The following is a 23,156-nucleotide window of genomic DNA, read 5'->3' on the forward strand; positions in this document are numbered from 1 at the left end:
CCGGTCCTGACATCGTAGGGTCAGCAGCGAGCGCCATCCACATCACAGCCGCTTGCGGAAATGCTCGCCGCCGACGATCAGCAGCCCGGCGGCGATGATCAGGGCGGCACCCAGGAACACCTCGCGGCGCGGCACGTCGCCCCAGATCGCGAAGCCGAGCGCGAACGCCCACAGCAGAGAACTGTATTCAAGAGGGGCGAGGATCGATGCCGGCATGCGCTTCATGCCTTCGAAGAGAAGGTATTGCGCCAGGCCGCCAAGCGCGCCGACGCTGGCGAGAAGCAGCAACTGGGCCAGATCAGGCGTATGCCACCACAACAGCGCCGGCACCGCCGAAAACAGCAGGAAATAGAAATTGTTGAGGAGAAGCTGGATCATCGAGCGCTCGGCAAGCGCTGTCTTGCGCAGCAGCACGATGGCGATGGCCCACAAGAGTGCGGCTGCCAGCACCAGCAGCACCGGCACGGACAGGCCGAGATGGGTCGGGTCGCAAGCGACGAAGACGCCGGCAAAACCGATCAAAACCGCCAGCCATCGCAACATCGGCACCTTTTCGCCGAGCAGGAACACCGAAAACACGGTGACGATGATCGGCGCCGCGTAATAGACCGTGGTCAGTTCGGCGAGCTGCAGGCTGCGGGCGGCGTTGTAGTAACAGAGCCAGGCGGCAAGGGTGAAGGCGCTGCGCACCAACATCGGCCGCACGATCGGCGAGCGCACCGTGTCGGCAAACAGTTGCCGCCCGCCGATCGCCGCGCAGGCGCTGAGGATGGTGATGCTGCGGAAGAACATGATCTGCCAGACCGTCATCCCGGTGACCAGCAGCTTGATCGAAGCGTCCTGCGTCGAAAACAAGAGATAGGCAGCACCGGTCAGCAGGATGCCGGCGAGAACCCTTTCGCGTGTTTCGAGAATGGCGACATCGGCCATAGGCGCGGACCAGAGGTGCGGGAAGCGACAGGAATAGCTCGAGGACTCTGGGAAATCAGGCCTCGGCTCCCAGCTATACGGGTGAAAGTCGACACAGCGCTACGCCAGCCCTGAGGTTGCATTGGGGCAGGGATTACTTGCTTCCAGGATCCGATCGGCACTTATATCTGATATCCGACGAAGCCATGCTGCTCGCTGGCCGCAAAAGCGAAAGAGGCAACGAAATGGACGCCACCGAACTGAAGGCCATGCAGGCGCCGCTGAAGCAGGCCTATCGCGACGACGCCTCGCAGGCGCTGATCACGCTGAGAGCGAAGGGCTCCATCGACGACCAGTCGGTGGCCTGCAAGGTGGAGACGGGCAGGGCGATCGCTGTCGCTGGTCTGCATCCGGCAACCGGCGGCTCAGGACTCGAGCTCTGCTCCGGCGACATGCTCCTGGAAGCACTGGTGGCTTGCGCCGGGGTGACGTTGAAGGCAGTGGCGACGGCGCTCGAGTTCAAGCTCGGCGCCGCCACGGTGGAAGCCGAAGGCGATCTCGATTTTCGCGGTACGCTCGGCGTCGCCAAGGACGTGCCGGTCGGTTTTCGTGCCATCCGGCTCAATTTCACTCTCGACACGGATGAACCGCAGGAGCGCATCGATTCACTGCTGAAGCTGACCGAGCGCTATTGCGTGGTGTTCCAGACCATCAGCCAGAAGCCGGAATTGACGGTGAGCGCACGGCGCTGAAAATAACAAGGCCCGCAGCCAACGGCTGCGGGCCTTGTTGCAACGGATGCTTACTGCGCAGACGGCTGTTCGGCATCGCCTTCGTCGGTAAAGGGCGAGGCACTTGGCACGCACTGCACGGACCAGCCAGCGGGGGTCGGCTGCTTCTGATATTCGGTGATGGCGGCGGTGCACTGTTCGCGCTTGTCGAAGGTGCTGGGCAGCACCACCATGCCGCCCTGTGGGCCGGCGATTACCAGATACCAGACCAATGCTGCGGTCGTAGCCATGGGAGTTTCCTTGTTCTGCCCAGTTTGGGCTCTCGCTGTTGTGGGAGTCGCTACGATCCTAACAACTCCGGGGAAATGACGAAAGCATGACCGCCGCGCAGCTTTTCCCCCCTCAGATCACAGCCGCGTGATGATGTGGCGGATTTGGGGCCGGGATTTTGAGCCAGGTAGGCTCAGTTGGAAGCCGTCTGCGCATGATCAGTGCTCAAGATCGCCCGGCCATAAGGATGCGGTTATTCGGGTTGCCTGTAGGCGACGAAGCGGTTGTGCTTGGCCTGGAAGATCAGCCCGGTCTCCTTCAGCTCCGGGCTGGCCAACGGCACGATGCGCTTGGCGATCTCGGAAGGATGCGGCAGCGTCTCCGGATCCTCGCCTGGCACGGCCTGGGCTCGCATGGCGGTGCGGGTGGCGCCCGGGTCGGCGGCATTGACGCGCAGCGGCAAGCTTTGCGTCTCATGCGCCCACGAGCGCATCATGGTCTCGACTGCCGCCTTCGAGGCGGCGTAAGGCGCCCAGAAGGCGCGCGCCGAATGGGCCGCGTTGGACGACAGGATAATGGCCCGGCCGGCATCCGAAAGCCTGAGCAGCGGGTCGACCGAGCGGATTAGCCGCCAGGTCGAGGTGACATTGATGGTCATCACCTTCTCGAAGGTTTTGGCCTCGACATGCCCGATCGGCGAGATGACGCCGAGCACGCCGGCATTGGCGACGAGGATGTCAAGCTTGCCCCAGCGCTCATGGATGGCGCCGCCCAGCCGGTCGATGCCGGCCATGTCGGCGAGGTCGAGCGGCACCAGCGTCGCCTGACCGCCGGCCGCCTTGATCTGGTCGTCGAGTTCCTCCAGCCCGCCGACCGTGCGCGCAACGGCGATGACATGCGCCCCGGCGGCGGCCAATTCCCTGGCGATGAAATAGCCGATGCCGCGCGAGGCGCCGGTGACGACCGCGACGCGGCCGGTAAGGTCGAGGGTCATGCGAGAAATTTCCGTAAGGTCTGGCTTACGCCCCACTGTTCGCCAGCAGCGACAGCGTGCGCACATTGTCGTGGCCTTCGAAGTCGAGCAGGCGGGTCGGATACTGGCCGGTGAAGCAGGCGTCGCAGAATTGCGGTTGCTCATCGTTGCGGCCGGCCTCGCCGACGGCGCGGTAGAGGCCGTTGATGGAAAGGAAGCCGAGCGAATCGACACGGATGAACTCGGCCATCTCTTCCACCGACATGCGCGACGCCAGCAGTTTCGATTTCTCCGGCGTGTCAACGCCGTAGAAGCAGGAGGCGCTGGTCGGCGGCGAAGCGATGCGCATATGCACCTCCCGGGCGCCGGCATCGCGCACCATCTGCACGATCTTCTGGCTGGTGGTGCCGCGCACGATCGAATCGTCGACCAGCACGACGCGCTTGCCCTCGATCATGCGGCGGTTGGCGTTGTGCTTCAGCTTGACGCCCATGTGGCGGATCGAATCGCCGGGCTGGATGAAGGTACGGCCGACATAGTGGTTGCGGATGATGCCGAGCTCGAAGGGAATGCCGGCCGCCTGGCTGAAGCCGATCGCCGCCGGGGTGCCCGAATCCGGCACCGGCACGACGATGTCGGCCTCGACCGGGTTTTCCTGTGCCAATTCGGCGCCGATGCGCTTGCGCACCTCGTAGACGTTGCGGCCTTCGACCGAAGAATCCGGCCGGGCGAAATAGACATATTCAAAGATGCAGAAGCGGGTCTTCTGCGGTTCGAACGGGAACAGGCTTTCAATGCCCTTGGAGGTGACGACGACCATCTCGCCGGGTTTCAGGTCGCGCACGAAACGCGCGCCGATAATGTCGAGCGCGCAGGTCTCGGAAGCGAGAATCCAAGCGCCGTCGAGGTCGCCGAGCACCAGCGGCCGGATGCCGAGCGGATCGCGGCAGCCGATCATCTTCTTGGCCGTCATCGCCACCAGCGAGAAGGCACCTTCGACCTGCCGCACGGCGTCGATGAAGCGTGAGTTGAGGTCGCGTTCCTTGCTGGTCGCAACCAGATGCAGGAGCGTCTCGGTGTCGGAGGTCGAGGAGAAGATCGCGCCCTGCTTCTGCAGCGCGCGCTGCACCGTCATGGCGTTGGTCAGATTGCCATTATGGGCGACGGCAAAGCCGCCATCGGCGAGCTCGGCGAAGAAGGGCTGGATGTTGCGCATGCCGGCGCCGCCCGTCGTGGCGTAGCGCGTATGGCCGATGGCGCGGTTGCCTTGCAGGCTGTCGATAACGCGCTGCTTGGTGAAAGTGTCGCCGATCAGGCCGACATGGCGTTCGACATGGAACTGGCTGCCGTCATAGGAAACGATGCCGGCCGCTTCCTGGCCGCGATGCTGCAGCGCATGCAGGCCGAGTGTGACGATGGCCGCTGCGTCCTGCCGGCCGAAAATGCCGAAAACGCCGCATTCGTCGTGGAAATGGTCGTCGGCCTCGGCGGAAAGCACGTCGTCTGCGTCTGCCATCTTAAGCTCCGCTAAAATCGCCATATAATGCGGGTTCGCGTCGAAAGCAACGCGCGCCATGCAGTCGTTCACACCATCGTCTGTTCAGACGCCCTTTTGGGGGTCAGTTTGCCGGCGCTGCTGGTGCGGCCGGTGCTGGCTTGGCTGTGTTGTCCGCCGGGCCAGCGTCATTGTCGTCCGGGGCCGGCGCATTGGCATCGTCACCTGTTGCCGGCACATCCGCCGCTGGCGCATCCGGAGCGGCCGGAGTCTCGCCACCCGATTTCGGGCTGAGCTTCTTGAGGATTGCGTTTTCGGTGTCGGCGGGCAGCAGGTTCTCGATCTTGGCGCCGATCGATTCCAGCAATGGCCGTGATTTGGCGTCCGTCACCCAGGCCGGGGCCTTGGCGCCGGCCAGCCAGTTGAAGAACAAAAGCGCCACCGCGACGACCAGGATGCCGCGCGCGGCGCCGTAGAGGAAACCGAGCGTGCGGTCGAGCGCGCCGATGCGCGAATCGATGATCCAGTCGGCGAGCTTCATGGTGATGACCGAGACGACGATCAGCGCGATGATGAAGACGACGCCGGCGGAGGCCGCCATGGCAATCTTTTCATTCTCGATGTAAGGCTTCAGATAGGGCAGGACCGGCTTGTAGAAGAAGAAAGCCGCCGCCGCCGCCGCCGCCCACGAGACGACCGACAGGACCTCGCGCGAAAAGCCGCGAACCATGGCGAGCATCGCCGAGACCAGGGTGAAGCCGACCAGGATTCCGTCAAGCAGCGTAATCGGCATGTCTTTCGCCCCACTCCGATTCTTTTTTCACGGCTCGGCGAGCCGCGTCATTCTTCTTCGTCCACGCGGCTTCGACGTGAGCCGGCTATGCGCGCCACGAGGTCGGCAAGCTCGGTGGGCTGGAAAGCACCGGCCCCGATCCCTCCGGCAAGTTCCTCGCTGCCCAAGGGCAGAACCGCACTACCAAAACCCAGCTTTTCGGCTTCCTTGAGGCGTTGCTGCGCATGCGCGACCGGCCTCACGGCACCCGACAGGCTGATTTCGCCGAAATAGACGCAATCGGCGGGAAGGGCAAGACCGGTGAGCGAGGAAACCAGTGCGGCGGCGACCGCGAGATCGGCCGCCGGCTCGCTGATGCGGTAGCCGCCGGCGACGTTGAGATAGACGTCGTGCTGGCCGAATCGAACGCCGCAATGCGCCTCCAGCACCGCCAGGACCATCGATAGTCGCGCACCGTCCCAGCCGACCACTGCCCGGCGCGGCGTGCCGAGCGAGGATTGTGCCACCAACGCCTGGATCTCGACCAGAACGGGCCTTGTGCCTTCCATGCCGGCGAAAACGGCGGCACCCGGCGACTTGGCATGCCGCTCGCCGAGAAACAGCTCCGAGGGGTTGGAGACCTCGCGCAAACCCTTGTCCGACATTTCGAAGACGCCGATCTCGTCGGTCGGCCCGAAGCGGTTCTTCACCGTGCGCAGGATGCGGTAGTGATGGCCGCCTTCGCCCTCGAAATAGAGAACGCCGTCGACCATGTGCTCGACCACGCGCGGGCCGGCGATCTGGCCTTCCTTGGTGACATGGCCGACCAGCACGATCGCGGCACCCGTGGATTTCGCATAGCGGATCATCGCCTGGGCGGCGGCGCGCACCTGGGTGACTGTACCTGGCGCCGAATCGGCAAGGTCGGTCCACAGCGTCTGGATGGAATCGAGAATGACCAGGTCCGGCCGCTTGCCGTCGGCGATCGTGGCAAGGATGTCCTCGACATTGGTCTCGGCCGCCAGTTCGACTGGTGAGTCGGCGACGCCGAGCCGCTGCGCCCTCAGCCTGATCTGCGCGACGGCTTCTTCGCCCGAGACATAGACGATACGGTGGCCTCGCGACGCCAGCGCGGCGGCGGCCTGGGTGAGCAGCGTCGACTTGCCGATGCCGGGATCGCCGCCGACCAGAAGTGCGGAGCCGCGCACGAAGCCGCCACCGGTGGCGCGATCCAGTTCGCCAATACCCGAAATGATGCGCGGCGCGTCCTCGATGTCGCCGGAAAGCGTGGTCAGCACCACCGCGCGGCCCTTGCGGGCGTTGCGCATATTGGCTGGCCCCGAGCCGATGCCACCGGAGGTGCCTTCCTCGACCAGCGTGTTCCATTCGCCGCAGGCATCGCATTTGCCGGCCCAGCGCTGATGCACCGAACCGCAATTCTGGCAGATGAACTGGACGCGCGATTTGGCCATCAGGCGTGGCCTGCCGTCAGATACGCGCACAAAGGTGCTGGAAGGGTCGAGGCCTGTCTCAAAAGGTCACTCAAACCTCTCCGCAATATGATGCTCTTCCGCCAGATCGGAGAAGCGGGTGAATTCGCCGTGGAAGGCGAGCGTTACCGAGCCCGTCGGGCCGTGGCGCTGCTTGGCGACGATGACCTCGGCCTTGCCGCGCATCTCGTTCATCTCGTTTTCCCACTTGACGTATTCCTCGGTGCCAAGCTTGGGCTCGCGGTTCTTGAGATAATACTCTTCGCGGTAGACGAACATCACGACGTCGGCGTCCTGCTCGATCGAACCGGATTCACGCAAGTCGGAGAGTTGCGGGCGTTTGTCTTCGCGGCTTTCGACCTGACGCGACAGCTGCGACAGCGCGATGATCGGCACGGCGAGCTCCTTGGCCAGCGCCTTCAGGCCTGTGGTGATCTCGGTGATTTCCTGCACGCGGTTCTGCGAAGCCCTGGCGGATGAACCCTGCATCAGTTGGATATAGTCGATGACGATCAGGTCGAGGCCGCGCTGGCGCTTCAGGCGACGCGCGCGGGCGGACAGCTGCGCAATGGAAATACCGCCGGTCTGGTCGATGAAAAGCGGGATCTTCTGCATGGTCTGCGAACAGGCGACCAGCTTTTCGAAGTCCATTTCGCTGATTTCGCCGCGGCGGATTTTTGACGACGAGATTTCCGTCTGCTCGGAAATGATACGGGTCGCTAGCTGTTCGGACGACATTTCGAGCGAAAAGAAGCCGACGACGCCGCCATTGGCCGCCTTGAACGAACCGTCGGCCTGCTGCGCTGGCACGTAGGCTTCGGCGATGTTGAAGGCGATGTTGGTGGCGAGCGACGTCTTGCCCATGCCCGGGCGTCCGGCAAGCACGATCAGATCGGACGATTGCAGGCCGCCCATGCGGCGGTCGAGATCGCGCATGCCGGTGGCAAGACCCGACAGGTGGCCGTCGCGCATATAGGCGGCGTTGGCCATGTCGACAGCGGTCTTGACCGCGTCGGTGAAGCTCTCGAAGCCACCATCGTAGCGGCCGGTTTCGGCCAGTTCGAACAGCCGGCGTTCTGCGTCCTCGATCTGCTCGGAGGGCGACATGTCGACCGGCGCGTCATAGGCGATGTTGACCATGTCCTCGCCGACGGTGATCAGCGCGCGGCGCGTGGCAAGGTCGTAGATGGCGCGGCCATAGTCGGTGGCGTTGACGACGGTGACGGCTTCGACCGCCAGGCGCACGATATATTGCGCCACCGTCATGTCGCCGACCTTTTCGTCGGCCGGCAGGAAGGTCTTCAAGGTGATCGGCGTCGCCACCTTGCCCATACGGATGAGCTCGGCCGCGATCTCGAAGATCCTGCGATGCAGGGGTTCGTAGAAATGGCCCGGCTTCAGGAAGTCGGAGACGCGGTAGAAGGCATCGTTGTTGACGAGGATCGCGCCGAGCAGCGCCTGCTCGGCCTCGATATTGTTCGGTGCCTCGCGATAGAGCGGTTGCTCCGCCACACCGAATTTCCGCGCTGCCTCTGCCATGATATCCCCGATTTCAAAACCCACCTTGCCGTAGCAGACCACGTTAAGGGCGGGTGAAGATTCGTCGTCCTCTCCTGCTTGTTCACAGCACAAAAAAATCGGTGGAAAGAATCCCGATTGACTCGAATCAGGCGGCTAACCGTAGCGAATCCGCATCAGGAACAAAACAGGAAAATACACTGCCGCAAGGTCGGACGAGTCTAGTCGCGCAGGGTGCGATGTTCGGCGAGTTGATCGAGACGAGTCTTTAGGAAACGTCGTTCTGCCGGCTGGCGGGTCAGGTCCAGCGCCTGCTGGTAAGAGGCGCGTGCGGCTTCAGTCAGGCCTAGTCTGCGCAACATGTCGGCGCGCGCCGCGTGCGCCAGATGGTAGCCGTCGAGGCCACCCTGTTCCAGTGCCGCTTCGATCGCCGTCAGACCGGCTTGCGGCCCGTCGCGCATGCCAAGGGCGGCGGCACGGTTCAGCGTGACCACCGGGGAGGGGGCGACGCGCCTCAGCACGTCATAAAGTGCAACGATCTGGGTCCAGTCGGTGTCCACCGTACCCGCCGCTTCCGCGTGGATGGAGGCAATGGCCGCCTGGAGGATGTAGGGTCCAACCCGTCGTGAAGCGAGCGCCCGCCCAATGAGGCCGTTGGCTTCGCTTATCAGCCCGCCGTCCCACAGCGACCGGTCCTGATCCTCAAGCAGGACGATGTCGCCATTGGCATCGACCCGCGTCGCGCGCCTTGCCTCATGCAACAGCATCAACGCCAGCAGCCCGTGTGCTTCGGGCTGGTCGAGCAAATCCACCACCAGTCGGCCGAGGCGGATCGCCTCTGCGCACAGATCCGCCCGCGTCAGGCTTGGTCCCTGCGTTGCCGCGTAACCCTCGTTGAAGATCAGGTAGATCACCTGCAGCGCACTTTCGAGGCGTGCCGGCAACGCGCTGCGGTCGGGCACTTCGTAGGGGATGGCCTCGTCGCGGATCCTTGCCTTGGCCCGCACGATGCGCTGGGCAATGGTCGGCGCCGGCGTCAGATAGGCGCGGGCAATCTCTTCGGTAGTCAAGCCGCCCACCTCGCGCAGCGTCAAGGCAATGCGTGCGTCCGGCGCCAGTGCCGGATGGCAGCAGACGAAGATGAGCCGCAGTTGATCGTCCGCTATGTCTTCAGGCGTGATCGGTTCCGCTATCTGTTCGCTCAAGGCCAACAGTTCCGGCAAAGTGCCGGCCAGCCGCGCTTCCCGGCGCCAGCGATCGATGGTTCTGAAGCGGCCGGCCGAGACCAGCCAGGAATAGGGATTGGCCGGCAGGCCTTGGCGCGGCCACCGCTCGGCGGCGGCGGCGAAGGCCTCATGCAAGGCCTCCTCCGCCGCGTCGAACCCGCCGAGCAGGCGGATCAAGGTCGCCAGCACGCGCCGTCCCTCGGTGCGATACACCGTCGCCAGGCAGGCATGCGTGCTGGCGGCGCTCACAGTACCGGCCGGGGCTGGCTGAAGTCGACGACCGGACGGACTTCGATGTGCCCGATCGTGGCCAATGGATGTCCGCTTGCCACCCGCACGGCCTCGTTGAGGTCACGGGCCTCGATGACGATGATCCCGCCCAGGACCTCCTTGGTCTCGATGAACGGGCCGTCGACCGTCGACATCTTGCCGTCGCGGACCTGCAAGGTCATCGCTTCTTCCGGCAGCACCAGGGCTTCGGCGGTGACGAAATGGCCGCTGGCCTTGAGCACCTCGTCATATCCGGCGCACTCGGCAAGCGCGGCATCGGCCTGCGGACTTCCCCCGAACAGTGTCTGAGGGTGATAGTAGATGAGACAGGCATAGCGCATGATGGTTTCCTGGTCTTGATTTGCGCGGTCAGGCGTCGAGGATCGGCGCGAAGCCGCCATGGACCCTTCGTCCGTTGTCATAGGGCTTGATGTCGGCATACATGCGCGGATCGGAAATCACCTTCTTCCAGCCTTCGTCACGAACCTGCTTCGACGGCCATTCCACCCAGGAGTAGACGATGGCTTCCCCGTCCGTCGCCTTCACCGCTGTCCTGTAGTCGGTGACCTCGCCGTCGGAGATGTCTTCGCCCCAGGCTTCGACGATGCGGGTGGCGCCGAATTCCTTGATCACGGCGGCATGCTTTGACGCCACGGCCAGGTAGGCGGCCTTGTTGGCGATGGGAACCGGCACCAGCGAGCCGTCAATATAGCCGGGCTTGCCGGAAATTCCCTCGTCGATGATCGATGCGAAGCCGCCTGTCATCATGCGCTGGCCGTCGAAGGGCATGGTTGCGACGATCTTCGCCAGACGCGGATCGCTCATCATCGTGTGGTAGGCGGCGTCCGCTGCTGCCTTGTCGGGATATTCGTGCCACGAAAAGATGACGACCTCGTCCGACGTTGCCTTCACGGCGCGCTTGAAGTCGGTGGTCTTGCCGCCGGGCACGTCGTCACCCCAGGCTTCGACCATCCGGGTCGTGCCGAATTCCTTCAGCACCGATGCCGCCTCGGTGACATGCCTGCGATAGGCTTCCTTGCTGGCGGCGGGGACGGCGGCGACAAATCCTGCGATATAGTTCATTGTCCTTCTCCTGTTGGCGTCCCGGAAGGTCCGAGAACGCCAATGGTCGAACGGCGCAGCTTGGATTCGACATCGCCCCCAAATTTTTCTTGGCCGGCGCCGTCTGGATGCCGTTGCGCTCTATTCGGACGCCAGCCTGTCGCCCCAGTCCAGCCGCCGGGCCAACTTGAAGTCCGCGCCGTCACGCTTGGTGAAGAGTTGCTCCGTGGCCGTGCCGTCTTCCTGGCAAAGCTTGAGCAGAACCTTGCCCGAACCGGATTTCGGCGGTGCGATGACCCGCGCGGCATGGGAGGCGGCCGGCTGGCGCGACGCGGCGACAAAGATGAACTTCTCGTCTTCCCACGGCACATCAGCATCCTTGGCCAGCCGGTGCAGGCGCGAGCGGGCGACGCGGCGGGAAAAGTGGCACCAGTCGGGTGGGGTAAGCGGGCAGGGCGCCTCGTGCGGACAAGGCGCCAGCAGATGCGCCCCGGCGGCGATCAACTGCGCGCGCACCGCCAAAATGCGCTGCCAGCCCGCCGGCGTGCCCGGCTCGACGATCAGCAGCGTGTCTGTCGTCAGCTGCCACAACCGGTCGACCATCTTGGGCAGCGATGCCGGCACGATCTCGTCCAGCACATAGGCGCAGGTGACGAGGTCTGCCGGCTGAAGGTCGGCAAGGTCCATTGTGACATCGCTGGCCCGCCAGACGGTTCGGGCTGTGATGGCGTCGGCGGCGAGCGTCTCGCCGACCTTGCGCACCGCCGCACTCGCCTCCAGCAAGATCGCCTGTTCGAGATCAGGCCAGAGACCGTTGGTGGCCCAAAGCACCGTGCCAGGACCGGCGCCGACATCGAGCAAGGTTTTCGGCGCGAAATCCGGCCGGGCCGCGTTCAGCGCGTCGAGGCTGGCACGGACCGCGGCATAGGTCGCCGGTAGCCGCGTTGCCAGATAGGCCTTGACCGCCATGTCCTGTGCCATGTGCAGACGGCCGTCGCGCAGTTCGGCGCGGTAGCGGTCCGACAGGGTTTTCGCCGCCTGCTTGAGCTCAGGCAGCGGAATTTTTTCCAGGATGCGATCGACGGCTTGTCGAAGGGGGGCCGGCAGTTCCACGCTATGCTCCTCGCGGTGCGAGCAGGATGAGCGAAGCGCCCGCTATGCAGAGCGCGGCGCCAGCAAGATCCCAGCGGTCGGGCCGCACGCCTTCCACCAGCCACAGCCAGGCAAGCGAGGCAGCGATGTAGATGCCGCCATAAGCTGCATAGGCGCGGCCCGCCGCATTGGTGTCGACCAGCGCGAGAAGCCAGGCGAACAAAAGCAGCGAGACGAAGCCTGGCGCCAGCCACAAGGGCGATCTTTCCAGCCGCCACCAGGCCCATACCGAAAAACAGCCGGCGATCTCGGCGAGCGCCGCGGCGGTATAGAAGAGATAAGTCATGAAAAAAGGCCTCGCGACGATCACGAGGCCTTTTTCAGGGCAGGGGCCGGGATTGGCAAGCGCCAATGGCGAACGGCGTGTCTACTCCGCCACCTTGCGGCGGCGGGCGGGCTTGACGGGCTTCTCGACGGGAGCCGCTTCGCGGCGGCCCATGTCGCGCATTTCCAAGGCCTTTTCGCATTTGGCCATATAGTCGCGGGTCATCGGCAGCGTGTCGTTCTTCTTGGCAATCTGGAACTGGAAGATGACTAGGTCCTGCCAGCGGAAGGCAGCTTCCGAAGCGGCCAGATAGAATTCCCACATGCGGCAGAAGCGTTCGTCGTAGATGGCCTTGGCCTTGTCGCGATTGGCGGCGAAGCGCTGGCCCCAGTGCTTCAGCGTGTCGGCATAGTGAAGCCGCAGGATCTCGACGTCGGTGACCACGAGGCCGGACTTCTCGATCGCTGGCAGCACTTCCGACATTGCGGGTATGTAGCCGCCCGGGAAAATATACTTGCGGATGAAGGCGCTGGTCGCCCACGGCACGCCTGAGCGGCCGATCGTGTGCAGCAGCATGACGCCGTCAGGCTTCAGCAATGTCGCCGCCTTGTCGAAGAAGGTACGGAAGTGGTTGACGCCGACATGTTCGAACATGCCGACCGAAACGATGCGGTCGAAGCGTTCGTTGAGTTCGCGATAATCCTTCAGCTCGAAATGGACGTGGCTTTCCAGGCCTTGCGCATGCGCCCGGTCTGTGGCCACGCCATGCTGTTCGGTCGACAGCGTCACGCCCTGGACGTCGACGTCGAACGCCTTGGCCAGATAGAGGCCGAGCCCGCCCCAGCCGGAGCCGATGTCGAGCACCGTCTGGCCGGCCTTCAGCCTGAGCTTGGCGGCGATATGGCGCTTCTTGGCAGCCTGCGCCTCGTCCAGCGTCATATCAGGCTGTTCAAAATAGGCGCAGGAATACTGCATGTCCTCGTCGAGGAAGAGCCGGTAGAGATCGCCCGACAGATCGTAGTGGCGCTGCACGTTGCGGCGCGAGCGCGAGGTGGTGTTGATCTGCTGCAGGCGGCGGAAGGCGTGGCGCAGGCCTTCGATGGCTTTCGACCAGGTCGCGTCGATGCCACCGCTGCCCATGTTCTGGAAGGCGATGCGCATCAGGCCGAGCACGCCACCTTCGAGAATGTCGAGCTCGCCGTCCATGTAGGATTCAGGCACCGCCAACATCGGATCGAAGGTGATGGCGCGTTCGGCATGCCGGGTCTTGATGTGCATGTGCACCGGCTCGCCACTGCCGTCGCCGAAGATGACTGTCGAGCCTTTTGGCCCAGTTACCTTGAGATTGCCCGTGCGCACCAGGCGGTCGAGAACGCGCTTCAGCAGAATGTTCATAACCAAATGTCCCCTCACGGTCAGACTGGCTGCCTTAATTCTGCAACAATATATAGGGGTTCGAAAAGTTCCTTTTGGCATAAAAATGCCCGGGCGAGAGGCCCGGGCATTGGTCCACAAAGGTGGGATTACGACAAAGTGATCGGAGCGCTGCTCCGACGCCCGTCTTGCGCGATCAGGCGTTGTCTTCGCCGCCGTCGAATTCGGCATTCGGATCGAAGAAGTTTTCCGGACGCGCATTGTCGTTGATGTCGTCGCCATAGATGGCTTCGGCGGTGGTCAGCGTTTCGCCCTTGGCCTGGCGCTCGGCTTCGTCGGCCGTGCGGGCGATGTTGAGCGTGACGGTGACCTCGACTTCCGGATGCAGCGCGATCGCCACATTGGTCAGGCCGATGGTCTTGATCGGCTGGTTGAGCAGGATCTGGTTGCGGTTGACCGAAAAACCTTCCGCCGTCAGCAACTCGGCGATGTCGCGCGTCGACACCGAACCGTAGAGCTGGCCGGTTTCACCGGCGGAGCGCACGGCGATGAAGCTCTTGCCGTCGAGCTTTTCGGCAACCTGGCTGGCTTCCGACTTGCGCTCGAGATTGCGGGCTTCGAGCTGGGCGCGCTGGCCTTCGAACTTCTTCTTGTTGGCTTCGTTGGCGCGCAGCGCCTTGCCCTGCGGCAGCAGGAAATTACGGGCAAAGCCGTCCTTGACCTTGACGGTATCGCCCATCTGGCCGAGGCGGGAAACGCGTTCGAGAAGAATGACTTCCATGGTTTTGTTCCTTTAAGGTTAGGCGTAGACGCCGAATTCTCTGGAACAGGTCAGGAAGCTTGAGCGCCTTGAGCGCCGGTGTCGCTGTCCTGCCTGTCGCGGCAGTTAGAGGTCTTTGACCTCAACTCGGGATTTGACGGCTGAACCGGTCATGCCCGTCATGGCCGGTAAAAGGAACGGGCGGCGAACCGCCCGTTCTGGAGAATTAGCGGACCACGTAGGGCAGCAGGCCGAGGAAGCGGGCGCGCTTGATCGCCTTGGCGAGTTCACGCTGCTTCTTCTGGCTGACGGCGGTGATGCGCGACGGCACGATCTTGCCGCGCTCCGAAATGTAGCGCTGCAGCAGACGCACGTCCTTGTAGTCGATCTTGGGCGCGTTGGCGCCGGAGAACGGGCAGGTCTTGCGGCGACGATGGAACGGGCGCCGGGTCGGGATCTGGTTGATGTCGACCATTATTCTGCACCCCCTTCAAAGCCTTCGCGCGGACGGCGCGGACCACGATCGCCACCGGCGTCGCCGAACGAACGCGGCGGACGATCGCCACGGTCGCCGCGATCGCGGTCGCCGAACGAACGCGGGCCACGATCGCCACGGTCGCGGTCGCCGAAGCTGCCGCGCTCGGAGCGCTCTTCGCGCTTTTGCATCATGGCCGACGGACCTTCCTCATGCGCCTCGACCTTGATGGTCAGGAAACGCAGGACGTCCTCGGACAGACCCATCTGGCGCTCCATTTCGTTGAGCGCTGCCGGCGGGCAGTTGAGGTCCATGAGCGTGTAGTAGGCCTTCCGGTTCTTGTTGACCCGGTAGGTGAGGGACTTCAGTCCCCAGTTCTCGACCCGGCCGACGGACCCGCCATTCGCGGAGATGACGCCCTTGTACTGTTCGACAAGCGCATCGACCTGCTGCTGCGAGAGGTCCTGCCGGGCAAGAAACACATGTTCGTAAAGAGCCATTATGTCTTCGTGCCTTTCTTCGTTTCTCTCCCGGTTCCCGGCGGCAAAAGCCTCTGCAACTTCTCTGACCCGCTGGTCCCGGTTAAGGGGCGGGGAAGAAAGGAGCATGACGAGACGGTCGAGAGCGGAGACACGGGAGGCGGAAGCACTTCTGGCGTCACACGAAGGCTTTGATAAAACCTCCGGCCCTCCGTTCAGCCCCCAGCTGGGACCGGCAGATTGGCGGCGTCTATACAGCAATCCGGCGATAAGGCAAGGGCAAGCGGCGTTCCCGATGTCGCAGGTCGCCGGAAAATCAGGCGACAGCGCCGGAATAGCCTGGCGATATCCGGCAAGCCGCCCTTAACCACAATGTCAGGTTGTACAGGTTGAGCCCTCGCCGTCAACGGTCGATTCATCAGGGAGGGCGCAAAAGCCCGGGCGATCCGCGCAGATCAAGCGGGCAAGCATTTCCGGGGGTAAGGATGCTTCTCAACAAATTCTGGCGCTCGAAGAGCGGCAATTTCGCGCTGCTGATGGGGCTCGGCCTGCCGGCCATCCTGTCGGCCGTGGCCTTCGCGGTCGACGTGTCCACCGTCATGCGGGCCAAGAGCAACCTGCAGAATGCACTCGACGCCGCAAATCTTGCCTCCTCGCATCTCGGCGACCTCGACATTAGCCGCACCGATGCCTTCGATCGCTATTTTCAGGCCAACATCGCCGGGCATGGCGAACTTGCCAACGCGCAGGCGACGCTGACCGTCGACAGGGGCGTCAACTTCATCAAGACCAAGGCGGTTGCGTCGGCCGACGTCAATTTGAACTTCGGTTTCCTCTTCGGCCACAACAGACACATCGCCGTCGATGCCTCGGCGGTCGAATCGGACAATCAGCTCGAAGTCGTGCTGGTGCTGGACAATACCGGCTCGATGGCCGGTGCCCGCATGACGGCGTTGAGGACGGCAACCAAGTCCTTGCTGGACACACTCGAGGCGACGAAATCGCCGACGCGCCAGATTCGCGCCTCCCTGGTTCCGTTCGTCACGGCCGTCAACGTCAATGGCGATGAATTCGACCCGTCATGGATCGACATGGACGGCAAGTCTTCCACCAACGGCGTCAATTTCCCCGTCATCGACGGCAAGCGTCCCAATCATATGGCGCTTTTCAAGCAGCTCAAGGACACCGGATGGACCGAGGCCGGATGGAACGGCACCGGGTGGAAAGGCTGTGTCGAGGCGCGGCCGGGCGCTTACAACATTTCCGATACCCCACCCGACCCGGACAAGCCCGACACGCTGTTCGTTCCGTATTTCGCGCCGGACGATCCGGAAGATGCCCAAAAGCCGTCTAGCTCCTATGGCAATGCGGCCAAATACTACAACAATTCCTATCTCGACGACGTCAGCGACAAGACCAAGACCGCCAAGCTGAAAGGCAACCGTCTCGGTATCGATCTCAGCAGTCTGGCCGACCCTGTGCCACCGGCCGACAAGGATGCCAAGGAAAAGGTGGCCAAATATGTTGCGCCGACCAAGGCGCTCATCACCGAGACGGGTTCCCCCATCACCGTCGGCCCGAACCGCGCCTGCCCGACCCCCGTCGTCTCCCTGACCGACGATTTCGACAAGCTGCGCAAGGCAGCAAGCGAGATGACCGAGTGGAACGGTTCGGGCACCAATGTCTCCGAAGGCCTGTCATGGGGCATGCGAGTGCTGTCGCCCGCCGCGCCCTACACCGATGGAGCGCCGTGGAAGACGCCCGGCATCAGCAAGATCGTGCTGTTGCTCACCGACGGCGAGAACGTCGTCTATGGCGCCAGCGAACAGCCGACGAAGTCCGACTACACATCCTATGGCTATCTGGCGGGTGGCCGTTTCGGATCGGACGACCAGACCGCCGCGGCGCGCAATGTCGACGGCTGGACCAAAAGCGTTTGCACTCAATTGAAGAACCAGGGCGTGCAAATCTACACCATGGTGCTGCAATCCGACACCGCCGCCAACCGCGCGCTTTACAGCGCATGTGCCTCGGACCCGAGCGGCTACTACGCCGTCAACGATCCGGCCAAATTGCCGGACGTTTTCCAGCACATCGCCAACAAGTTCTCAAGGCTGCAGCTGACCAACTAGCAGCCTATCACGCGCGAGCCAGGCACCTCTAAGGATCACCCCTCAACTCATGTGAGCGACAACCTTGTCGACCGTCTCGGGGAAGAAGTCGGGCGCCGCGTGGCGCTTGCCGAACATCATGTCGTACTGGATGAGCTGGAAATCGCGGATCGCCGGGTCGATCTCCTTCTGGCGCGACCAGTCGGGCGTGGCCGCGCCGGCCGGCGTCAGAAGCAGGTTGCGGTCGACGACCCGGTAGCGTTCCCGCATCTCGCCCAGGAAGCCCGTATAGTAGGGATGGGTGATGCCGGCGGCAGTCAGGATATGATAGGGCAGGAATGCCGGGCTCACCGTGCCGAGGTCCGCGACCGGACCGGAACGGTTCGACCAGATGATCAGTGGCGTTTCGTGATGGTCAAGGGCGGCTTGCGGTGTCGGCTCCTTGCGCGGCGCGACATTGTCCTTCAGGAAGCCGGTTTCGACATAGACCGGCCCCAGCGGTGGCAGATGGTCGCCGAAGAAGGCGACAATCGTCGGTCGCTCCCGCTTCTTGGCCCATTCGATCAGACGTTCAAGGCCGCGGTCCGCGTCGGCTGAACCTTCCGCATAACTCAACAGCGAGTCGCGCGCCCATTGGCTGATCGGCGCCTGCACCGCGTGGGTCGGGTTGTAATAACGGTTCGGTTCGTAGGGGCCATGGTTCTGCAGGCTGACCGCGAAGAAGAACACCGGGTCGTCGCTGGCGCCGGCTTCGCGGATGATCTCGTCGGTCATCGCCGCGTCGGATGCCAGCGGTCCGCGCTTTTCCATGGGCGGCAGCGTCTCTTCCGACTTGAAATCGTCGAAGCCGAAATCGGCGTAGACCGCGCCACGGTTCCAGAACCAGTTGGTGCCGGGATGGATGGCGCGCGCCCTGTAGCCTTCGCTTTTCAGGAAGGTCGCCACGGAAGGCGTCGGCGTGCGCACATATTGCTGGTAGGGGATGCTGCCAGCCGGCAGGAAAGCGTTGGAAAAGCCGGTCAGCGCCTCGAATTCGATGTTGGCGGTCATGCCGCCGAATTCAGGCGAGAACATCGAACCGGAACGCAATGCCCGCACGGTGGGAATCGGATCCGGCGTGATGGTGACGCCTGGCAGCTTGGTCGGATCCCAGAAGGATTCGCTCATGACGATAATGATGTCGGGCTTTTCATCGGGCACCGAGGCCGTCATCTGCGGCCGGTCGATCGCCGCGATCGCCTTGTCCGTATAGCCCGGCGGTGCCGAGACATGCGCCATCGGCACGTTGAGCGCGAAGGCGAGCGCAAAGCCGTTGGAGGCGTAGTTTTCCTTCTGGTCCCACATGATCGGGATGATCTGCAGCCGGTCCCTGGTCCAGGAGAAGGTGGCATAGTCCATGATCGAGACGAAGAAGGCGAGCAGCGGCACCGCCAGCGTCAGCCGGGCAAGGCGGCCCTTGTGGCTGAGCGCTGGAACCTTGCGGCGCCACAGCCGCCAGCCATAGACGAGCAGCGACAGGCCGGCGATGATGCCGGTGACCATGGCGAGCGCGGTCATCGGCCGCTCACGCACCAGAAGCGGCAGCAGCGCAAAGATCTGGCGAGCGTAGAGAAAGTCAGTCGGGTAGAGCGGATCGCCGAGATAATGCGATTTCTGATGGCCGACAAAGGCCAGCGCCAGCGTCAAGGGCGCGACGATCATCAGGCTCTGATGGCTGCGTCCCAGCAAGGCGTCGAGACCGATGAGGATCAGCGCGAACACAACGATGGTGGTCCAGCCCGGCTTGAGCGGCTGCAGGAAGAAGGAAACGGTGCCGGCAAAGTCGCCGCGCACGATCAGTTCGATGGCAAACACCAGGATGGCAGAGATCGCCAGGCTTATCAGCCCGTAACGGACGACCGGCCATCTCCGGCCCGGCAGATAGCCGGTGGACGGATCGTCTTCCAGGAATTGAGGCACGGCTTTACCCGCGCGTTTCGAACTCTTTGCCACTTTCACTTCCCACCCAGCGACAACCCAAGTCACGCGATTGTCATATAATTGTCACGCAAAGCTAGCGCCTGTGGCGGAAATAAGAAGAGCCAGCAAACGATTCGTGAGCGGTTTTCATCAGGAGTGATCGCCAAAAAGCCTTTTGGAACAGGCACTCGGCGCACGGTTCGGAGCTGGGTCCGGGGTGAACCGGGCTTGACTTGGCGGCCCGCCTTGCGCCACAGGCAGGGAAAATTCGTGTTATCAGCCAAGTAAAACCAGTCTTCGGGAGCCCTCGCATGGCCGTCGCATTCACCTTTCCGGGACAAGGCAGCCAGGCTGTCGGCATGGGCAAGGACCTCGCCGATGCCTTTCCCGAGGCGCGCAGGGTCTTCCAGGAAGTCGACGACGCGCTCGGCGAGAACCTGTCGAAGCTGATCTGGGAAGGTCCGGAGGAGACCTTGACGCTGACGGCCAATGCGCAGCCGGCGCTGATGGCGGTTTCGTTGGCGGCGATCAGGGCGCTGGAAGCGCGCGGTTTTTCGCTGAAGGACAAGGTCGCCTATGTCGCCGGCCATTCGCTGGGCGAATATTCGGCCCTTGCCGCAGCCGGCTTCGTTTCCGTCGCCGATGCGGCCCGGCTGCTGCGCATTCGTGGCAACGCCATGCAGGCGGCGGTGCCGGCCGGCGAGGGCGCCATGGCGGCGATCATCGGACTGGAGCAGCCAGATGTCGAAGCCGCTTGCATCGAGGCCGCGCAAGGGGCCAGCAAGGTCTGCCAGATCGCCAATGACAATGGCGGCGGCCAGCTGGTCATCTCCGGCGCCAAGGCCGCGGTCGAGCTGGCTGCCAAATTGTGCACCGAAAAGGGCGCCAAGCGGGCTCTGATGCTGCAGGTCTCGGCGCCCTTCCATTCGGCGCTGATGGCACCGGCTGCCAATGTCATGCGCGAGGCGCTCGCCGGTGTGACGAAGCATGCGCCGGGGGTGCCAGTGGTGTCCAACGTCACGGTGACCCCGACCAGCGATCCCGACGAGATCGCCCGGCGCCTGGTCGAGCAGATCACCGGCCGCGTGCGCTGGCGCGAAACAGTCGAATGGTTCGGCGCCAACGGCGTCACCACGCTTTACGAGATCGGCGCCGGCAAGGTGCTGTCGGGCCTGGCTCGGCGCATCAACCGCGACATCGCGACATCGGCCGTCGGCACGCCGGCCGATGTCGAGGCCGCGCTGGCCACATTCGCATAATCCACTGGCGATTTGACCCCACCCGTGTGAAGGGTGTTTTCTCAGATCAGGAGACGAAAATGTTCGAACTGACCGGCCGCAAGGCGCTCGTCACCGGCGCATCGGGAGGCATCGGCGAGGCGATCGCCCGCGTGCTGCATGCGCAAGGCGCCATTGTCGGCCTGCACGGCACCCGCATCGAGAAACTGGAGGCCTTGGCGGCCGAACTCGGCGATCGGGTCAAACTGTTCCCGGCCAATCTGTCGAACCGCGACGAGGTCAAGGCGCTCGGCCAGAAGGCGGAGGCCGATCTCGAAGGCGTCGACATCCTGGTCAACAATGCCGGCATCACCAAGGACGGCCTGTTCGTGCGCATGTCGGACGCCGATTGGGACTCCGTGATCGAGGTCAATTTGACCGCCGTTTTCCGGCTGACCCGCGAACTCACCCATCCGATGATGCGCCGCCGTCATGGCCGCATCATCAACATCACCTCGGTGGTCGGCGTGACTGGCAATCCCGGCCAGACCAACTACTGCGCCTCAAAGGCCGGCATGATCGGCTTCTCCAAATCGCTGGCGCAGGAGATCGCCACCCGCAACATCACCGTCAACTGCGTCGCTCCGGGCTTCATCGAATCGGCGATGACCGACAAGCTCAACGACAAGCAGAAAGAGGCGATCATGGCGGCGATTCCAACGCGCCGCATGGGAACGGGTGCCGAGGTGGCGTCCGCCGTCGCCTACCTTGCCTCCAACGAAGCCGCCTACGTCACTGGCCAGACCGTCCATGTCAATGGCGGCATGGCCATGATTTGACGGATGTGGCGGGGCTGTGAAAAGAGACCATTTCGCCTTGGACCTCAGCCATTTTTCGTGTAATGCGGCCCGCAACCCGGCGGTTCGGGCAAAAACCGGTTCGTAGCCGTTGCGTTTCCGGCAGGACCATCTTTCAGCTTGATTAGCGGCATTCTGCCCGCTAACGAAGACAGACAAACAAAAGACGAGGATGCCCCAAATGAGTGACACCGCAGAGCGCGTCAAAAAGATCGTCATCGAGCACCTTGGCGTCGATGCCGACAAAGTGACGGAGCAGGCGAGCTTCATCGATGATCTGGGCGCTGACAGCCTCGACACGGTCGAACTCGTCATGGCGTTCGAAGAAGAGTTCGGCGTGGAAATTCCCGACGACGCGGCCGAGACCATCCTGACCGTCGGCGACGCGGTGAAGTACATCGACAAGGCTTCGGCCTGACGCTTTCCGCAGTCATCACTGGGGAGGACCTGCGATGAGGCGTGTCGTCGTCACGGGCCTTGGGTTGTTGTCGCCATTCGGCATGGGCTTCGAGCACAGCTGGAAGGAACTTCTGACCGGCCGCAGCGCGGCCAAGCGCATCACCGAGTTCGAGGTGGAGGATCTTGCCTGCAAGATCGCCCACGTCGTTCCGCGTGGTGACGGCAGCAATGCCACCTTCAATCCTGAATCCGTGCTCGAGCCGAAGGAATTGCGCAAGATCGGTGACTTCATCCTGTACGGGATTGCCGCCGCCGACGAAGCGCTGAAGGATTCCGGCTGGGAGCCCAAGACCCACGAGGAGCAATGCGCCACCGGCGTGCTCATCGGTTCCGGCATTGGCGGCATCGAGGGCATCGCCGAGAACGCGATGATCCTCAAGGAACGCGGTCCGCGCCGCATCAGCCCCTTCTTCATCCCGGGCCAGATCATCAATCTCGTCTCCGGCCAGGTTTCGATCCGGCACGGGCTGAAAGGTCCGAACCATGCCGTCGTCACGGCCTGCTCGACCGGCGCGCATGCCATTGGCGATGCGGCCCGGCTGATCATGTGGGGCGATGCCGACGTCATGGTCGCCGGTGGCGCGGAGGCGCCGGTGACCAGACTTTCGATCGCCGGCTTCGCCGCCTGCCGGGCGCTGTCGACCGAGCGCAATGACACGCCGCAGACGGCGTCGCGTCCCTATGACCGTGACCGCGACGGCTTCGTCATGGGCGAGGGCGCCGGTGTTGTGGTGCTGGAAGAACTCGAGCACGCCAAGGCGCGCGGCGCCAAGATTTATGCCGAGGTGACCGGCTACGGCCTCACCGGCGATGCCTATCACATCACCGCACCGGCCGAAGACGGCGATGGCGCTTTCCGTTGCATGACCGCGGCGTTGAACCGGGCCAAGCTTACGCCCGCCGATGTCGACTACATCAACGCGCATGGCACCTCGACCATGGCCGACACGATCGAACTCGGCGCTGTCGAGCGGCTTGTCGGCAACGCCGCGTCGAAGATTTCGATGTCGTCGACCAAGTCGTCGATCGGCCATCTCCTTGGTGCAGCGGGAGCCGCCGAAGCGATCTTTTCGATCCTTGCGATCAGGGACAATGTCGCGCCGGCGACCATCAACCTCGACAATCCAGAGCGCGAAACCGCGATCGACCTGGTGCCGAACAAGCCTCGCTCCCGCCAGATCGACGTTGCGCTCTCCAATTCCTTCGGCTTCGGCGGCACAAACGCATCGCTTGTGTTCCAGCGCTACAATGGCTGATCGCCCGGCTGCCGGGCGATGCTTCGGCATGTCGTCAATTTTGCCATATTCGCCCCTACTCTGCCGCAGGGGATTC

At 63.4% G+C, this 23,156-nt stretch carries 23 protein-coding genes; 6 read left to right on the forward strand and 17 right to left on the reverse strand.

Annotated features, from left to right (window positions below; translation table 11 throughout):
- Positions 1-42: 42 nt before the first annotated feature.
- Positions 43-930, reverse strand: coding sequence for a DMT family transporter (locus tag MAFF_RS31850; protein ID WP_010915153.1), 888 nt, complete (start codon positions 928-930; stop codon positions 43-45).
- A 224-nt stretch (positions 931-1,154) separates the two neighbouring features.
- Here MAFF_RS31850 and MAFF_RS31855 point away from each other — a divergent pair, with 224 nt between their 5' ends.
- Entirely contained in the window at positions 1,155-1,661 is a 507-nt protein-coding gene (locus MAFF_RS31855; RefSeq protein WP_044551591.1) for an OsmC family protein, read from the forward strand.
- A 50-nt stretch (positions 1,662-1,711) separates the two neighbouring features.
- On the opposite strand, the gene MAFF_RS31860 is transcribed toward MAFF_RS31855, so the two are convergent.
- The 15 genes from MAFF_RS31860 to rpsF all read right to left on the reverse strand — a co-directional run bounded on the left by MAFF_RS31860 (position 1,712) and on the right by rpsF (position 15,242).
- Positions 1,712-1,930 (reverse strand): hypothetical protein, encoded by a 219-nt coding sequence (locus tag MAFF_RS31860; protein ID WP_010915155.1) that lies wholly within the window; start codon positions 1,928-1,930, stop codon positions 1,712-1,714.
- Between the two features lie 233 nt (positions 1,931-2,163).
- Positions 2,164-2,904: an SDR family NAD(P)-dependent oxidoreductase gene (locus tag MAFF_RS31865; RefSeq protein ID WP_010915156.1), complete on the reverse strand. Its 741-nt coding sequence runs from the start codon at positions 2,902-2,904 to the stop codon at positions 2,164-2,166.
- Positions 2,905-2,929: 25 nt separating this feature from the next.
- On the reverse strand, positions 2,930-4,399 hold the full coding sequence (gene purF, locus MAFF_RS31870; protein ID WP_032929556.1) for an amidophosphoribosyltransferase: 1,470 nt from the start codon (positions 4,397-4,399) through the stop codon (positions 2,930-2,932).
- Positions 4,400-4,502: 103 nt separating this feature from the next.
- Entirely contained in the window at positions 4,503-5,171 is a 669-nt protein-coding gene (locus MAFF_RS31875; RefSeq protein ID WP_010915158.1) for a CvpA family protein, read from the reverse strand.
- 47 nt (positions 5,172-5,218) lie between these two features.
- Complete coding sequence (gene radA, locus MAFF_RS31880; protein ID WP_010915159.1) at positions 5,219-6,622, reverse strand: DNA repair protein RadA; 1,404 nt, start codon at positions 6,620-6,622, stop codon at positions 5,219-5,221.
- Between the two features lie 66 nt (positions 6,623-6,688).
- The gene (locus tag MAFF_RS31885; protein WP_019857258.1) at positions 6,689-8,179 is read right to left on the reverse strand and encodes a replicative DNA helicase; all 1,491 of its coding nucleotides are present in this window, start codon (positions 8,177-8,179) and stop codon (positions 6,689-6,691) included.
- 200 nt (positions 8,180-8,379) lie between these two features.
- Positions 8,380-9,633 (reverse strand): RNA polymerase sigma factor, encoded by a 1,254-nt coding sequence (locus MAFF_RS31890; RefSeq protein ID WP_010915161.1) that lies wholly within the window; start codon positions 9,631-9,633, stop codon positions 8,380-8,382.
- Entirely contained in the window at positions 9,630-9,995 is a 366-nt protein-coding gene (locus MAFF_RS31895) for a YciI family protein (protein ID WP_010915162.1), read from the reverse strand. Before MAFF_RS31895 ends, MAFF_RS31890 begins: the two co-directional genes overlap by 4 nt.
- A 28-nt stretch (positions 9,996-10,023) precedes the next feature.
- Positions 10,024-10,737 carry a DUF1428 domain-containing protein gene (locus tag MAFF_RS37050; RefSeq protein ID WP_010915163.1) on the reverse strand — a complete coding sequence of 238 codons (714 nt, stop codon included), beginning with the start codon at positions 10,735-10,737 and terminating at the stop codon, positions 10,024-10,026.
- 120 nt (positions 10,738-10,857) lie between these two features.
- Positions 10,858-11,829 (reverse strand): small ribosomal subunit Rsm22 family protein, encoded by a 972-nt coding sequence (locus tag MAFF_RS31905; protein WP_010915164.1) that lies wholly within the window; start codon positions 11,827-11,829, stop codon positions 10,858-10,860.
- A 1-nt stretch (position 11,830) separates the two neighbouring features.
- A complete protein-coding gene (locus MAFF_RS31910) occupies positions 11,831-12,154 on the reverse strand; it encodes a YnfA family protein (RefSeq protein WP_010915165.1) in 324 nt (107 codons plus the stop codon).
- Positions 12,155-12,235: 81 nt separating this feature from the next.
- A complete protein-coding gene (locus MAFF_RS31915) occupies positions 12,236-13,528 on the reverse strand; it encodes an SAM-dependent methyltransferase (protein ID WP_010915166.1) in 1,293 nt (430 codons plus the stop codon).
- 175 nt (positions 13,529-13,703) lie between these two features.
- Positions 13,704-14,288 (reverse strand): 50S ribosomal protein L9, encoded by a 585-nt coding sequence (gene rplI, locus MAFF_RS31920; protein WP_010915167.1) that lies wholly within the window; start codon positions 14,286-14,288, stop codon positions 13,704-13,706.
- Positions 14,289-14,493: 205 nt separating this feature from the next.
- Entirely contained in the window at positions 14,494-14,742 is a 249-nt protein-coding gene (rpsR, locus tag MAFF_RS31925; RefSeq protein WP_006203718.1) for a 30S ribosomal protein S18, read from the reverse strand.
- Positions 14,742-15,242, reverse strand: coding sequence for a 30S ribosomal protein S6 (gene rpsF, locus MAFF_RS31930; RefSeq protein ID WP_010915168.1), 501 nt, complete (start codon positions 15,240-15,242; stop codon positions 14,742-14,744). The genes rpsR and rpsF overlap by 1 nt, the downstream gene beginning before the upstream one ends.
- 464 nt (positions 15,243-15,706) lie before the next feature.
- On the opposite strand from rpsF, the gene MAFF_RS31935 reads away from it, so the two are divergent.
- Positions 15,707-17,353, forward strand: coding sequence for a pilus assembly protein (locus MAFF_RS31935; protein ID WP_010915169.1), 1,647 nt, complete (start codon positions 15,707-15,709; stop codon positions 17,351-17,353).
- 42 nt (positions 17,354-17,395) lie between these two features.
- Here the strand turns inward: MAFF_RS31935 and MAFF_RS31940 are convergent, their stop codons facing one another.
- Positions 17,396-19,357 carry an LTA synthase family protein gene (locus tag MAFF_RS31940; RefSeq protein ID WP_010915170.1) on the reverse strand — a complete coding sequence of 654 codons (1,962 nt, stop codon included), beginning with the start codon at positions 19,355-19,357 and terminating at the stop codon, positions 17,396-17,398.
- A gap of 245 nt (positions 19,358-19,602) precedes the next feature.
- Here MAFF_RS31940 and fabD point away from each other — a divergent pair, with 245 nt between their 5' ends.
- The 4 genes from fabD (at position 19,603) to fabF (ending at position 23,080) form a co-directional block, all read left to right on the forward strand.
- On the forward strand, positions 19,603-20,550 hold the full coding sequence (gene fabD, locus MAFF_RS31945; RefSeq protein ID WP_010915171.1) for an ACP S-malonyltransferase: 948 nt from the start codon (positions 19,603-19,605) through the stop codon (positions 20,548-20,550).
- A 59-nt stretch (positions 20,551-20,609) separates the two neighbouring features.
- Positions 20,610-21,347 carry a 3-oxoacyl-[acyl-carrier-protein] reductase gene (gene fabG / locus MAFF_RS31950; RefSeq protein ID WP_010915172.1) on the forward strand — a complete coding sequence of 246 codons (738 nt, stop codon included), beginning with the start codon at positions 20,610-20,612 and terminating at the stop codon, positions 21,345-21,347.
- A gap of 199 nt (positions 21,348-21,546) precedes the next feature.
- Positions 21,547-21,783 carry an acyl carrier protein gene (locus MAFF_RS31955; RefSeq protein ID WP_006203723.1) on the forward strand — a complete coding sequence of 79 codons (237 nt, stop codon included), beginning with the start codon at positions 21,547-21,549 and terminating at the stop codon, positions 21,781-21,783.
- A gap of 34 nt (positions 21,784-21,817) precedes the next feature.
- The gene (gene fabF, locus MAFF_RS31960; RefSeq protein ID WP_010915173.1) at positions 21,818-23,080 is read left to right on the forward strand and encodes a beta-ketoacyl-ACP synthase II; all 1,263 of its coding nucleotides are present in this window, start codon (positions 21,818-21,820) and stop codon (positions 23,078-23,080) included.
- Positions 23,081-23,156: the final 76 nt, after the last annotated feature.

It is taken from the genome of Mesorhizobium japonicum MAFF 303099, from assembly GCF_000009625.1.
Classification (GTDB): Bacteria; Pseudomonadota; Alphaproteobacteria; order Rhizobiales; family Rhizobiaceae; genus Mesorhizobium; species Mesorhizobium japonicum.

Coding starts and splice junctions, on each gene's coding strand:
- fabG (WP_010915172.1), top strand. CDS start 20,610: ATGTTCGAACTGACCGGCCGCAAGGCGCTCGTCACCGGCGCATCGGGA.
- MAFF_RS31895 (WP_010915162.1), bottom strand. CDS start 9,995: ATGCGCTATGCCTGTCTCATCTACTATCACCCTCAGACACTGTTCGGG.
- MAFF_RS37050 (WP_010915163.1), bottom strand. CDS start 10,737: ATGAACTATATCGCAGGATTTGTCGCCGCCGTCCCCGCCGCCAGCAAG.
- MAFF_RS31850 (WP_010915153.1), bottom strand. CDS start 930: ATGGCCGATGTCGCCATTCTCGAAACACGCGAAAGGGTTCTCGCCGGC.
- MAFF_RS31910 (WP_010915165.1), bottom strand. CDS start 12,154: ATGACTTATCTCTTCTATACCGCCGCGGCGCTCGCCGAGATCGCCGGC.
- purF (WP_032929556.1), bottom strand. CDS start 4,399: ATGGCAGACGCAGACGACGTGCTTTCCGCCGAGGCCGACGACCATTTC.
- MAFF_RS31865 (WP_010915156.1), bottom strand. CDS start 2,904: ATGACCCTCGACCTTACCGGCCGCGTCGCGGTCGTCACCGGCGCCTCG.
- MAFF_RS31915 (WP_010915166.1), bottom strand. CDS start 13,528: ATGAACATTCTGCTGAAGCGCGTTCTCGACCGCCTGGTGCGCACGGGC.
- MAFF_RS31860 (WP_010915155.1), bottom strand. CDS start 1,930: ATGGCTACGACCGCAGCATTGGTCTGGTATCTGGTAATCGCCGGCCCA.
- rplI (WP_010915167.1), bottom strand. CDS start 14,288: ATGGAAGTCATTCTTCTCGAACGCGTTTCCCGCCTCGGCCAGATGGGC.
- radA (WP_010915159.1), bottom strand. CDS start 6,622: ATGGCCAAATCGCGCGTCCAGTTCATCTGCCAGAATTGCGGTTCGGTG.
- MAFF_RS31885 (WP_019857258.1), bottom strand. CDS start 8,179: ATGGCAGAGGCAGCGCGGAAATTCGGTGTGGCGGAGCAACCGCTCTAT.
- MAFF_RS31855 (WP_044551591.1), top strand. CDS start 1,155: ATGGACGCCACCGAACTGAAGGCCATGCAGGCGCCGCTGAAGCAGGCC.
- rpsF (WP_010915168.1), bottom strand. CDS start 15,242: ATGGCTCTTTACGAACATGTGTTTCTTGCCCGGCAGGACCTCTCGCAG.
- MAFF_RS31875 (WP_010915158.1), bottom strand. CDS start 5,171: ATGCCGATTACGCTGCTTGACGGAATCCTGGTCGGCTTCACCCTGGTC.
- MAFF_RS31935 (WP_010915169.1), top strand. CDS start 15,707: ATGCTTCTCAACAAATTCTGGCGCTCGAAGAGCGGCAATTTCGCGCTG.
- fabD (WP_010915171.1), top strand. CDS start 19,603: ATGGCCGTCGCATTCACCTTTCCGGGACAAGGCAGCCAGGCTGTCGGC.
- rpsR (WP_006203718.1), bottom strand. CDS start 14,742: ATGGTCGACATCAACCAGATCCCGACCCGGCGCCCGTTCCATCGTCGC.
- MAFF_RS31955 (WP_006203723.1), top strand. CDS start 21,547: ATGAGTGACACCGCAGAGCGCGTCAAAAAGATCGTCATCGAGCACCTT.
- fabF (WP_010915173.1), top strand. CDS start 21,818: ATGAGGCGTGTCGTCGTCACGGGCCTTGGGTTGTTGTCGCCATTCGGC.